Annotated in this window: 10 protein-coding genes; 9 read left to right on the top strand and 1 reads right to left on the bottom strand. The window is 54.3% G+C overall.

The window, feature by feature from the left end:
- The first annotated feature begins 51 nt into the window (after positions 1 to 51).
- Both AC5Q5A_RS09360 and AC5Q5A_RS09355 read left to right on the top strand, forming a co-directional pair.
- Complete coding sequence (locus AC5Q5A_RS09360) at positions 52 to 792, top strand: ATP-binding cassette domain-containing protein (RefSeq protein WP_064779987.1); 741 nt, start codon at positions 52 to 54, stop codon at positions 790 to 792.
- 26 nt (positions 793 to 818) lie between these two features.
- Entirely contained in the window at positions 819 to 1,814 is a 996-nt protein-coding gene (locus tag AC5Q5A_RS09355; RefSeq protein WP_064779986.1) for an ABC transporter permease, read from the top strand.
- Between the two features lie 137 nt (positions 1,815 to 1,951).
- Here AC5Q5A_RS09355 and AC5Q5A_RS09350 read toward each other — a convergent pair whose 3' ends face one another.
- Complete coding sequence (locus tag AC5Q5A_RS09350) at positions 1,952 to 3,079, bottom strand: Gfo/Idh/MocA family protein (RefSeq protein ID WP_493895076.1); 1,128 nt, start codon at positions 3,077 to 3,079, stop codon at positions 1,952 to 1,954.
- Between the two features lie 108 nt (positions 3,080 to 3,187).
- Here AC5Q5A_RS09350 and AC5Q5A_RS09345 point away from each other — a divergent pair, with 108 nt between their 5' ends.
- The 7 genes from AC5Q5A_RS09345 to iolD all read left to right on the top strand — a co-directional run bounded on the left by AC5Q5A_RS09345 (position 3,188) and on the right by iolD (position 12,294).
- Positions 3,188 to 4,018 carry a MurR/RpiR family transcriptional regulator gene (locus tag AC5Q5A_RS09345; protein WP_063088781.1) on the top strand — a complete coding sequence of 277 codons (831 nt, stop codon included), beginning with the start codon at positions 3,188 to 3,190 and terminating at the stop codon, positions 4,016 to 4,018.
- Between the two features lie 215 nt (positions 4,019 to 4,233).
- The gene (gene iolG / locus AC5Q5A_RS09340) at positions 4,234 to 5,238 is read left to right on the top strand and encodes an inositol 2-dehydrogenase (protein ID WP_493895075.1); all 1,005 of its coding nucleotides are present in this window, start codon (positions 4,234 to 4,236) and stop codon (positions 5,236 to 5,238) included.
- A 428-nt stretch (positions 5,239 to 5,666) separates the two neighbouring features.
- On the top strand, positions 5,667 to 6,608 hold the full coding sequence (locus AC5Q5A_RS09335) for a sugar ABC transporter substrate-binding protein (RefSeq protein WP_493895074.1): 942 nt from the start codon (positions 5,667 to 5,669) through the stop codon (positions 6,606 to 6,608).
- 70 nt (positions 6,609 to 6,678) lie between these two features.
- Positions 6,679 to 7,776, top strand: a complete 1,098-nt coding sequence (locus AC5Q5A_RS09330) for an ABC transporter permease (RefSeq protein ID WP_493895073.1) — start codon at positions 6,679 to 6,681, stop codon at positions 7,774 to 7,776.
- Positions 7,776 to 8,555 (top strand): ATP-binding cassette domain-containing protein, encoded by a 780-nt coding sequence (locus AC5Q5A_RS09325; protein ID WP_063088785.1) that lies wholly within the window; start codon positions 7,776 to 7,778, stop codon positions 8,553 to 8,555. Before AC5Q5A_RS09330 ends, AC5Q5A_RS09325 begins: the two co-directional genes overlap by 1 nt.
- Positions 8,555 to 10,468: a bifunctional 5-dehydro-2-deoxygluconokinase/5-dehydro-2-deoxyphosphogluconate aldolase gene (locus AC5Q5A_RS09320; protein ID WP_493895072.1), complete on the top strand. Its 1,914-nt coding sequence runs from the start codon at positions 8,555 to 8,557 to the stop codon at positions 10,466 to 10,468. The genes AC5Q5A_RS09325 and AC5Q5A_RS09320 overlap by 1 nt, the downstream gene beginning before the upstream one ends.
- On the top strand, positions 10,465 to 12,294 hold the full coding sequence (gene iolD, locus AC5Q5A_RS09315; RefSeq protein WP_493895071.1) for a 3D-(3,5/4)-trihydroxycyclohexane-1,2-dione acylhydrolase (decyclizing): 1,830 nt from the start codon (positions 10,465 to 10,467) through the stop codon (positions 12,292 to 12,294). Before AC5Q5A_RS09320 ends, iolD begins: the two co-directional genes overlap by 4 nt.
- Position 12,295 lies beyond the last annotated feature (1 nt).

Below are 12,295 nucleotides of genomic sequence, written 5' to 3'. Positions count from 1 at the left end.
ACCGTCTGCTTGCTACCGCGTTAGGTGGATCAGCAGATATGGGGGGTGTTCATGAATGTGCTTGAACTTAAAAACATATCCAAACGTTATGGCGCCATACAGGCGCTTGATAGCGTGTCACTTGCCATTGCGCCGGGCGAAGTTGTCGGACTTATGGGCGATAACGGTGCGGGGAAATCCACCTTGGTCAAGGTGATTGCGGGGAACTTTGCCCCGACGTCGGGCGATATCCTTATTTCCGATAAGAAAGTGGCGTTTAACAAGCCGTTGGATGCACAGAAAGCCGGTATCGAGGTCGTTTATCAGGACTTGGCGATTTGCAACAATCTGAGTGCAGCGTCTAACGTATTTTTGGGGCGTGAACCAACCCGCAGGATCGGGCCGATCAAAGTTGTGGATTATGCCTTCATGCGCAGCAAATCCGCCGAACTGTTTGCGCGATTGAAATCGGAAACCCGTCCCCGTGATCTGGTGCACAAAATGTCCGGCGGGCAGCGTCAGGCTGTTGCAATCGCACGAACCCTTTTGAGTGATGCCAAGATCGTTTTGATGGACGAGCCAACGGCTGCGATCTCTGTTCGGCAGGTGGCGGAAGTCCTCAACCTTATCCGGCAGCTTAGTGATCAGGGTATCGCCGTTGTTCTGATCAGCCATCGAATGCCCGATGTCTTTGAGGTCGCAGACAAGGTTGTTGTCCTAAGGCGGGGCGAACTTGTCGCAGACAAAAAAGCATCGCAGTCTTCGCCAGAAGAAATTACGGGCCTGATTACCGGCGCGATTGAGCACGCATGAGTGGACCAAAAAAAGGAACAATGAATATGGCAACGCCGACTCTTGCTGAAGTCATCAATCGTTCTCAGCATCATGGGCTGATCGCGCGGATCACAAGCCAACAGATTTTTTGGGTGTTTATGGCGGCTGTCTTTGCCTGCCTGGCATTGACGATCCTGACCGACAGTTTCGCAACAGAGCGCAACCTGTTTAATGTGACCCGCAATTTTGCGTTTGTCGGGATCATTGCGCTTGGCATGACGGCGGTTATTGCCTCCGGCGGGATTGACCTTTCTGTTGGCTCTACGCTGGTGATCTCTGCGATGACGGTCAGCGTCATCATGTCCGCAGGAATGCCGTTTTGGCTCGGTTGTATTGCCGCACTTGGCATCTCGTTGCTTGTGGGCGCGGTTAATGGCGTGTTGATTGCCTATGCGAAAATGCCGCCATTCGTGGTGACGCTTGGCATGTTGTCGGTCGCGCGCAGTCTGGCAATGGTGCTTTCTGATAACAAAATGATCTACGAGTTCGGGCCGGATCACGACTTTTTGCTTTGGCTTGGGGGTGGTTCAACGCTTGGTCTTCCGCATCCGTTGATCATCATGGTGATTCTGGCCTGTCTGACGGCGTTTGCGTTCAGGCATTTACGTTGGGGCCAGCATTTGTTCGCGATTGGCGGCAACGAAAACGCAGCGGTTCTGACCGGCATTCCCGTCGCGCGCATCAAAGTCAGCGTTTATATGTTTTCGGCCCTGATGGCGGGTATTACCGGGGTCCTGGAAGTTGGCTGGCTTGGTGGGGTTACGACCAATCTTGGTCAGGCCATGGAGCTGACCGTCATTGCCGCCGCGGTCATTGGCGGTGCCAATCTTGCAGGTGGTGGTGGCACTGCGTTTGGTGCCGTGGTCGGAGCACTCTTGATTGAAGTGATCCGCAACAGTCTTATTTTGCTTGGTATAAGCACATTTTGGCAGGGAACGTTTGTTGGATCGTTCATTGTGATCGCCGTGGCGTTTGACCGTTTCAGGCAGAGAAAGTCATAGACCTACAGAAGTGCTCTGAGAGAAATGTCTTCTTTTCCCTCAGTTCAGCAACTTTTTGTGAGCGTTTGTAGCAATCGGAAATACCAAGTAGTTGATTCTGCTGTATCTCGAATGTCACCTTTTGCGGCACGTGACAGCTATACCTCAGACAGCGAGACTCTTGTCCCGTCAGTCGCGGATTTCGCGATTGCATGAATGACTTTTTCGAATTCGTAAGCGTGTTCGAAATCGGGGTAGGCCGGGTTGTCATCGCGGATCGCACGAAGCAGTGCGGCAGCTTCGATGACTTTTAGGTCGTTAAAGCCAAGCTGATGTCCCGGTGCCGGGCAGAATTCGCCATAAGGCGGATGTGCCGGGCCGGTCAGGATGGTGGTGAAACCCTGCTGCGCCTTGTCGCCTGAATTGCGAAAAAGCTGCAACTCGTTCATGCGCTCCTGATCAAAGCAGATCATACCCTTGGTGCCATGAACTTCCCAAGCCAGCCGGTTTTTTCGCCCCCAGGCGGAGCGCGATGTCGAAAGGCTGCCCTGAGCGCCGTTGGCGAACCGCACCAAGGCAGATGCCGTATCCTCGTTTTCGACCTTGGCCCGCCCGGTTCCATCGGGGAGTGGGCGCGTAGTGTGAACAGTTTGCATATCGGCAATCAAACTGTCGATTGGTCCGGCAAGGCCATATGCCATCGATACCAGATGACATCCCATATCCCCCAATGCCCCAAGACCGGCATCGGCAAGCTTGGCCCGCCATGTCCAGGGGAGTGCAGGGTCAGCCTGATAATCCTCGTCCACCCAGCCGCGGAAATGGACGATCTCTCCAATTTCACCGCCCTGGATCAGCCGACAGGCATGTGTGAATGCCGGGTTTTTGATGTAGTTGTACCCGACCATGGTTTTGATGCCTGCTGTGCGGGCGGCATCGCGCATTTCACGCGCCTGATCCAGCGTCAGAGCCAGGGGTTTCTCACAATAAACATGTTTGCCCGCCTTGATGGCGGCAATAGCCATGTTGAAGTGAAGCGCATTCGGCGTGGTAATCGAGACGATATCGACATCCGGATCTGAAATCAGCGATGTCCAGTCGGCAGTACTTTTGGCAAAGCCGAACTGATCGGCCATCTGTTTGGCTTTTTCGACCGGCGTATCACATAAAACCGCAAGATGAGACTCCGGCACCTCACCCATAACAGCCCGTGCTGCACCAAATGCCAGCGCATGCGCCTTTCCCATGAAACCAGTGCCAATCAGGCCAATGCCAAGAGATTTCATTTGCCGGAACTCCTCACCTAGTCAAAATAGAATTTTTGTTCTATTTAATGGATGGTCATGGAACGCGCCGTGCGTCAAGCAGAAACAAAACAAGGAAGAATAAACGCCATGAGTGATCAGACCGCACCTGTTTCGCTTGAGGAATTCAATCACCGTCTGGCCGAAATATCGGAGACCATGCCCAAAAGGCTGCGCCAATGTGCGGAGTTTGTTGCGCAAAATACGGACCGCATCGCTGTTTCCACAGTTGCCGAACTATCGGTCGGTGCAGGTGTGCAACCCTCGGCCTTCATGCGGTTCTGCCAGTTGATGGGATTTTCCGGATTTTCCGAAATGCAGAAAATGTTTCGGGAAACCTATGCACAAAAATGGCCGGACTACGCCACCCGGCTTGAGAATCTGCGCGCAACAGGGGATGACAGCCCCAGTGCCCTGCTGGCCGAGTTTGTCGAAGCCGGGCGGTTGTCTCTGGAAAATCTGGCGTCAACGGTTGATCTGGAAACGCTGGAAAAGGCGGTCGATGTTCTGGCTGAAGCCCCGATGATCCATGTGGTTGGTTTCAGACGTGCCTTTCCGGTTGCGAGTTATCTTTCCTATGCGTTCGAAAAGATGAACATTGCCGCCGTTCTGCATGACGGTGTTGGTAACCTCAATCCACGCCACGCGATCCGCGAGGGCGATGTGGTGATTGCGATCACCTTTGCGCCCTATTCACAGGAAACAATTGATCTTGCAGCCTATGCGCATGACCTTGGAAACAAGGTTGTGGCGATCAGTGATTCGCTGAGCGGGCCGATGCGCAAAACAGAAGCCTTGATGTTATCGGTATCGGAAGTCGATGTCGGGGCGTTCAGGGCACTTTCGGCGACAATCTCGTTGGCGATTGCCTTGGCTGTCTCTGTCGGGGCAAAGCGCGAGAAACTGATCGATGGAAAATAATTATTGAAAAACAAAAATAATGGAATAAAAATTCCATGGCGTATTCCAAGCAGAATATGCGTATCAGCATAAACGGGTGCGAGAGACATCCGCGTGATCATCCCGAAATCATCGATCTGCAAATCGGTTTGCCAGGTTCTTGCTGGCGTGTCGCAGGTAGTTCGGGACGGTCAACGTAAGTCAAGGCGGGAACGCCGAAGGGAAGGAACATCGGAATGCTTAAAATAGGTTTGCTGGGCGCTGGACGTATCGGGCAGGTCCATGCGGTGAATATTGTCGCGCACCCGCAAAGTGAACTGGTCGCGGTGTCGGACAAATTTGACGAGCCTGCCGAGAAGCTCGCCCAGATGTATGGCGCTGCTGTGCGTAGCAGCGAGGACATCATTGCCGATCCGGCGATTGATGCTGTGTTGATCGCAACACCGACCGATACCCACGCCGATCTGCTGGAGGCAGCGACAGCAGCAGGGAAGGCGGTTCTGTGTGAGAAGCCGGTTGATCTTGATCTTAAGCGTGCCCTGGATTGTCTTGCGAGATGTGAACCGCACGGCAAACCCATCATGGTTGGATTTAACCGCCGCTTTGATCCGAACTTTGCCCATCTGAAAGCGGCCTTTGATCAAGGCGAAATCGGCAAGGGGGAGCTGCTTTCGATCACTTCCTTTGATCCGGCACCACCGCCGGTAAGCTATGTAAAGGTATCTGGCGGGATTTTCCGCGATATGGCGATCCATGATTTTGATATGGCCTGCTGGATGTATGGTTCGCTGCCCGACAAAGTCACCGCCGTCGGATCAAGTATTGTCGATCCGGAGATCGGAAAGGCAGGTGACTTTGATACTGCCGTTACCACGCTTGAGTTTTCTGGTGGACGTATTGCCGTGATTAAAAACAGCCGTCGTGCTGCCTATGGCTATGACCAGCGCATCGAGTTTCTGGGCTCGGACGGGTTGCTTGCCGCACATAACGTTCTGGAAAACACGATTGAGAAAATCACCGCGCACGGTGCAACCAAGGCCAAGCCGGAGCATTTCTTCCTCGAACGTTATGCCAAGGCCTATCAAATTGAATGGAACAGTTTCATTGAGGGCGTGCAGGGGGCATCGCCCCTTCCAGTGACCCTGAAGGACGGGATCAATGCGCTAGTCGTCGCCGAGGCCGCCGCGCTTTCCGCGCGTGAGGGAAGGAGCGTTGATGTCGCAAAAGAAATTCTGCCCTGATTAAACGCGTCCAGATCAGGGCTTGAACATTAACCGGCGTGGCCCATCAGCTGCGCCGGTTTTCTTTTGGCGATCAGGGGTCTGTGCCATGCGAGTCGTCCCGAAAACTTAAAACGACCGATGGCGACTACCTTTATTTGCACGGACGTTGTTGCCCATCGCATTTGGTTCGGGGCGGGATGAGCGGCGGTTTCAGTTGGTTTGGCAAGGCCTTGTGGCAGCGACAGAGGGTTATCTCGCAGTGCAATGGAAAAAAAATGTTGATTTTGACATAAAATAGAACAAAAATTCTATTCAACGGTTTCAACGGGTCATATCGACCCACGCCGCCAGAAGCAGAAAGGTTGCACAAAGACGACTGACTGCCAGAAGAACACATAAATTCAATGGGAAAACCCCAATATTTCAGCCGACTAGGGAGGCAACAGATGAAAAAGGCGCTTACTGCCATCGCGGCAGCAACATTTGCATTTGCCGGTTTGTCCGCAACCGCATCCGCAGAAAATGAAAAATTCGTTCTCATCAGCCACGCACCGGATTCTGATAGCTGGTGGAACGTGATCAAAAACGCGATCAAGGTCGCGGGTGATCAGATGGGTGCAGAAGTCGAATATCGTAACCCGCCGACCGGTGACCTTGCCGATATGGCGCGTATTGTCGAACAGGCTGCTGCGACCAATCCGGATGGCATCATCGTGACCATCGCGGACTTTAACGTCCTTAAGGGGCCGATCACCGATGCGGTGGATAAGGGTATCCCGGTCATCACGATCAACTCCGGCACGCAGGAACAATCCGAAGAACTTGGCGCGCTGATGCATGTCGGCCAGCCGGAATATGATGCCGGATTTGGTGCCGGTAAACGTGCTGCCGCCGCTGGCGCGAAAAGCTTTGTTTGTGTAAACCACTACATCACCAACCCGGCATCTGTTGAGCGTTGCCGTGGCTTTGCCGACGCACTTGGTGTCGAGCTTGGCAGCCAGATGATCGATAGCGGCCAGGACCCGTCGGAAGTAAAGAACAAGGTTAGCGCGTATCTCAATACCAATCAGGATGTTGATGCTGTGCTGACACTGGGCCCGAACTCTGCCCATCCGACCCTTGCAGCCCTGCGTGACGCGGGTCTTGCTGGCGAAATGATGTTTGGCACGTTCGATCTGTCATCCGAGATTGCCGAGGCCATCAAGGCTGGTGAAATCAACTTTGCCATCGATCAGCAGCCTTACCTTCAGGGTTACCTTCCGGTCGTTATCCTGACCAACTATGCCCGCTATAGCGTTCTGCCGTCCGGTCATATCAACTCGGGCCCCGGTTTCATTACCAAAGACAACATCGCGCAGGTCGAAAAATACGCCGGCGAATATCGTTAAGATTTCCTCCCGCCAAGGGCGTGCCTCAGGCCGCCCTTGGTACCCACCTGATAGTTAAAAGAGTGATGCCATGTCGGACGAGCGGCTCAAGCAAGTCTCAGCCATTCGCCGTGCCATGATCAGGCCCGAACTCGGTGCGATCTGCGGTACGATCCTGGTCTTTGTTTTCTTCTTTATGATTGCCGGTGATAGCGGCATGTTTTCCCCGGAAGGCATTCAGAATTGGGGCGTTGTATCGGCCCAGTTTGCCATCATCGCAGTCGGTGCCTGCCTGTTGATGATTGCCGGTGAATTCGATCTTTCGGTCGGCTCAATGATCGGCTTTGCAGGCGTGGTGATTGCCATTCTGTCTGTTCAATGGGGCCTGCCGGTTTGGCTGTCTATCATTGCGGCCTTCATCGTATGCACGGCACTGGGCGCACTGAACGGTTTTTTGGTGATCAAAACCGGCCTGCCGAGCTTCATTGTTACCCTGGCGTTCTTATATATTCTGCGTGGTCTGACCATCTGGCTTTCCATCCTGACAACCCGACAGACCATTATTGGCGGGGTTAAGGAAGTTGCCGAGGGAGACCCGCTTGCCTGGCTGTTTGGCGGCGTGATCTTCAAGGGCTTTTTCCAGTGGCTTGGCGATATCGGTGTCATTGATACCTTTACCCGTGGTTCCCGTGTCGGGCAGCCGGTTGTTGAAGGTCTGCCGATGCTGGTCATCTGGGCGCTGGCATTGATCATTTTTGGTCACTGGCTTTTGACCAAAACACGTTTCGGTAACTGGATTTTTGCATCCGGCGGGGATGCGCAGGCCGCACGTTATGTCGGTGTTCCGGTAAATCGCGTTAAGATCCTGATGTTCATGTTCACCGCATTCTGCGCCACCGTCTTTGCGACCTGCCAGGTCATGGAATTCGGGTCGGCTGCGGCAGACCGAGGTTTGCTCAAGGAATTTGAAGCCATCATCTGTGTGGTGATTGGCGGCGCACTTCTGACAGGTGGTTATGGTTCGGTCATTGGTGCTGCGCTGGGGGCTTTGATCTTTGGTGTGGTTCAGCAAGGCTTGTTCTTTGCTGGTGCAGAAAGTTCGCTTTTCCGGGTGTTCCTGGGCGGTATCCTGATCTTCGCTGTGATCATGAATACCTATATCCGCCGCATGATTACGGGAGAACGGTAATGAGTACGCCATTGATTGAAATGGACAATATCGAAAAGCATTTCGGACCGGTAATCGCGTTGGGCGGCGTTTCGTTTAATGTGATGGAAGGCGAGTGCCACTGTCTTTTGGGGGATAACGGTGCGGGCAAGTCGACCTTCATCAAGACCATGTCAGGCGTACACAAGCCGACCAAGGGTGTCATGCGGGTCAGTGGTCAAGAGACCGTTTTCGACAGTCCGCGTGACGCGATGGAAGCCGGCATCGCGACTGTTTATCAGGATCTGGCGATGATCCCGCTGATGTCTGTTACGCGCAATTTCTGGATGGGCCGCGAGCCACGCAAAAGCTTTGGTCCATTCAAATGGATCGACTTCAAGCATGCCAACAAGGTCACCTTGGACGAAATGGCATCGATGGGCATCAATCTGCGCGAACCCGAACAGGCGGTTGGTACGCTGTCGGGCGGGGAGCGGCAAACAGTTGCGATTGCGCGTGCCGTGTATTTTGGGGCCAAGGTCCTGATCCTTGATGAACCGACATCGGCACTTGGTGTGCGCCAGACGTCAAACGTTCTGGCGACCATTGATCGGGTGCGCAAAGCCGGAATTGGCGTGATCTTCATTACCCACAACGTGCGCCACGCCATGGCAGTGGGCGACAGGTTTACGGTTTTGAACCGCGGCCAAACCCACGGCACCGCGAAGCGGGGTGAAATCAAACCCGAAGAGCTTCAAGACCTTATGGCGGGCGGTCAGGAACTGGCCGAACTCGAAGGGTCCCTTGGAGGGACGATTTAATGAAGCGGCTTGATGTCATTACGATTGGACGATCATCCGTTGACCTTTATGGCGCCCAGATTGGCGGGCGTCTTGAGGACATGGCATCGTTCAAAAAATATATCGGGGGTTCCCCGACCAATATGGCGTGCGGGACTGCGCGACTGGGATTGAAATCTGCGCTTATTACGCGGGTCGGCGACGAGCATATGGGGCGTTTCATCCGCGAAAAGCTGGTTGCTGAAGGCGTTGATGTTCAGGGTGTTATAACCGATCCTGAACGCCTGACTGCGCTTGTGCTGTTGGGCGTGCGCGATCAGGAGCAGTTTCCGTTGATTTTCTATCGCGAAAACTGTGCCGATATGGCGTTGTGTGAGGATGATATCGATCCCGACTTCATTGCAAGTGCACGCTGTGTGACGGTTACCGGGACGCACCTTTCGCATCCCAAAACCCGTGCGGCCGTTCTTAAGGCCGTTCGACTGGCCCGTGATGCCGGCGCCAAAACCGCACTCGATATCGATTACCGTCCCAATCTTTGGGGGCTGTCGGGGCATGGGGATGGTGAAAACCGTTTCATTGCCTCGGACGCTGTTACCAAGGAATTGCAGGCGACCCTGCATCTGTTTGATCTGATCGTCGGCACTGAGGAAGAATTCCATATTGCCGGTGGTGTGACCGATACGCTCGAAGCGCTTGAAAATGTTCGTGTGATTTCGAATGCGACGCTGGTTTGCAAACGTGGTCCGATGGGGGCCGTGGCGTTTGCTGACAAAATTGGCAAAAGCCTTGATGACGGAATTTCCGGGCCGGGATTTACGGTTGATGTGTTTAATGTCCTGGGTGCGGGTGACGGGTTTATGTCGGGCATGTTGAAAGGATGGCTGTCTGATGCGGATTGGGAAACATCCCTGAAATACGCCAATGCCTGTGGTGCATTTGCGGTTTCGCGCCATGGCTGTACGCCTGCTTATCCGAGTTGGGATGAACTGCAATTCTTCTTTGATCGCGGTATCAAAACGCCGGAACTGCGCAACGATGCAGAGTTGGAGCAAATCCACTGGTCAACCAACCGTAGCGGCAGTTGGCCGGAAATGCGGGTTTTTGCATTTGATCATCGGATGCAGCTTGAAGATCTAGCCGATGATGTTGGCGTTTCACATGACCGCATTGGTCCGTTCAAGGAGCTGTGCCTGCGCGCGGTCCAGAATGTTTCCGGCGGCAGGGATGGATACGGCATCCTGTGCGACCGCCGACTGGGGCGTGATGCCCTTTATGCGGCGGCCGGCACCGGGCTTTGGATCGGGCGACCGGTTGAACTTCCGGGGTCGCGTCCGCTTGAGCTGGAAATTGGTCCCGATCTTGGCACGCAACTGGCGGAATGGCCGGTGGAGCATGTGGTCAAGGTTTTGTGTTTCTATCATCCCGATGATGATGACGTGACCAAGGCCGATCAGGAAGCCACCATCATTCGGCTTGCCAATGCAGCGCGCGGCAATGGCTTGGAATTCCTTCTGGAAGTTATTCCGTCAAAGGTTCGCGATTGTGATGATGAAACAACGGCCAAGGTGATCAGGCGTTTCTATGAAATCGGTGTTTATCCCGATTGGTGGAAGCTTGAACCGATGAAATCGGATGCGGCATGGCGCAATGCCTGCGATGCGATTGCCCAAAATGATCCCTATTGCCGGGGTATCGTCGTGCTTGGTCTTGATGCACCGGAAGCGGAGCTGGTTGAAAGCTTCGAAGTCGCAGCGCGCTTTAACATGGTCAAAGGCTTTGCTGTCGGGCGCACGATCTTTATCGATGTTGCGCGTGACTGGATGCAAGGTACGATTGCCGATGATCAGGCCGTTACAGCAATGGCCCAAAAATATCGCGCCCTGTGTGATACCTGGGACGCGGCACGCAAAAAATCGGGAGGAGCGGCATGAAAACCGTTCGATTAACCGCCGCCCAAGCAATGGTGCGGTATCTGAGTGTACAGCGCAATCACGACGGAGAAGACTTTTTCGGGGGCTGCTGGGCTATTTTCGGTCATGGCAATGTCGCCGGAATGGGCGAGGCACTTCATGGCGCAGGCGACAGTTTTCCGACATGGCGTGGTCATAACGAACAAAGCATGGCCCACGCGGCGATTGCCTATGCCAAGGCATCCAATCGCAAACGCGCCATGGCGGTAACAACGTCGATCGGGCCGGGTGCGACCAATATGGTGACGGCCGCGGCACTGGCGCATGTCAATCGCTTGCCCGTTCTGTTTATACCCGGCGATGTGTTCGCCAATCGTGCACCGGACCCGGTCTTGCAACAGATCGAAGATTTCGGGGACGGTACGATTTCGGCCAATGACTGCTTCAAACCGGTCAGTCGGTATTTTGATCGTATTACCCGCCCGGAACAGCTTCTGACAGCATTGCCACGCTCAATGGCGGTTATGACAGACCCGGCTGATTGCGGCCCGGTGACCCTGGCATTTTGTCAGGATGTGCAGGCAGAAGCCTATGACTGGCCAGAAAGCTTCTTTGTGCCAAAGACATGGAAAAACCTGCGTCCCCGTGCGGACCTTCAACAGATTGAAGACGCCATTGGCGCGATCAGATCGGCGAAAAAGCCGCTGATCATTGCCGGTGGTGGCGTGCATTACGCCCAAGCCTGTGATGATCTGCGTGAATTTGCCCATCGTCACAACATCCCGGTGGCCGAAACACAGGCAGGGAAATCTGCCTTGCCGTGGGATGATGATCTTAATATGGGCTCGATTGGTGTTACCGGGGCAAGCAGTGCCAACGCCATTGCCGAGGACGCCGATCTGATCATTGCGGTTGGCACACGTCTTCAAGATTTCACGACGGGCAGCTGGTCGCTGTTTAAGAACCCTGATCGTTGTATTCTTTCGATCAATGTGGCGGCCTATGATGCGCGTAAACATGATGCGATTTCGGTCGTCGGCGATGCGAAGGCCACATTGGCGGAGCTCACCAAGGAACTGGGCGACTATCGTGCAGGTGCGGTGGACCCGGCACTCAAGCAAAGCTGGATGGATGCGGTTGAGGGTGTCACCGCGGCGCCAACAGGAAACGCGTTGCCAACGGACGCACAGGTGATTGGTGCGGTTCAGCGCAGCACAGATGAAAATGCGATTGTTGTTTGTGCGGCCGGTGGGCTTCCTGGCGAACTTCATAAGCTTTGGAAAGCAGCCCGACCCAATGGCTATCACGTTGAGTATGGTTTCTCGTGCATGGGATACGAGATTGCCGGTGGGCTTGGGGTCAAGATGGCCTGCCCGGATCGCGAAGTTGTCGTTATGGTGGGGGATGGCTCCTACATGATGATGAATTCCGAGCTCGCGACCAGTGTGATGCTGGGGCACAAGATCATCACTGTGATCCTTGATAACCGGGGCTTTGGCTGTATCAACCGTTTGCAGATGGCAACCGGTGGGGAAAGCTTTAACAACCTTCTTGATACCGCGCGCCATGTCGTGCCCTCGGCAATTGATTTTGCCGCGCATGCCGGTGCGATGGGGGCAATTGCCGAAAAGGTATCGTCGATCACCGAGCTTGAAGACGCCATGGTGCGCGCCAAGGAGGCTGATCGATCCTGCGTCATTGTCATTGATACCGATCCGTTGCCAAGCACGGAAGCCGGTGGTCATTGGTGGGATGTCGCCGTGCCGGAAGTATCGGTTCGCCCAAGCGTCAACGAAGCCAGAAAAAATTACGAAGCCGCGCTGAAAAAGCAGCGCCCGGGAGATTAAA

The sequence above is a fragment of the Thalassospira sp. CA1 genome (genome assembly GCF_059052855.1).
Note: the sequence above shows the minus strand (reverse complement) of the source record. Positions and strands in the feature narration are given on the sequence as shown.

Coding starts and splice junctions, on each gene's coding strand:
- AC5Q5A_RS09355 (WP_064779986.1), top strand. CDS start 819: ATGGCAACGCCGACTCTTGCTGAAGTCATCAATCGTTCTCAGCATCAT.
- AC5Q5A_RS09335 (WP_493895074.1), top strand. CDS start 5,667: ATGAAAAAGGCGCTTACTGCCATCGCGGCAGCAACATTTGCATTTGCC.
- AC5Q5A_RS09325 (WP_063088785.1), top strand. CDS start 7,776: ATGAGTACGCCATTGATTGAAATGGACAATATCGAAAAGCATTTCGGA.
- AC5Q5A_RS09360 (WP_064779987.1), top strand. CDS start 52: ATGAATGTGCTTGAACTTAAAAACATATCCAAACGTTATGGCGCCATA.
- AC5Q5A_RS09330 (WP_493895073.1), top strand. CDS start 6,679: ATGTCGGACGAGCGGCTCAAGCAAGTCTCAGCCATTCGCCGTGCCATG.
- AC5Q5A_RS09350 (WP_493895076.1), bottom strand. CDS start 3,079: ATGAAATCTCTTGGCATTGGCCTGATTGGCACTGGTTTCATGGGAAAG.
- AC5Q5A_RS09320 (WP_493895072.1), top strand. CDS start 8,555: ATGAAGCGGCTTGATGTCATTACGATTGGACGATCATCCGTTGACCTT.
- AC5Q5A_RS09345 (WP_063088781.1), top strand. CDS start 3,188: ATGAGTGATCAGACCGCACCTGTTTCGCTTGAGGAATTCAATCACCGT.
- iolD (WP_493895071.1), top strand. CDS start 10,465: ATGAAAACCGTTCGATTAACCGCCGCCCAAGCAATGGTGCGGTATCTG.
- iolG (WP_493895075.1), top strand. CDS start 4,234: ATGCTTAAAATAGGTTTGCTGGGCGCTGGACGTATCGGGCAGGTCCAT.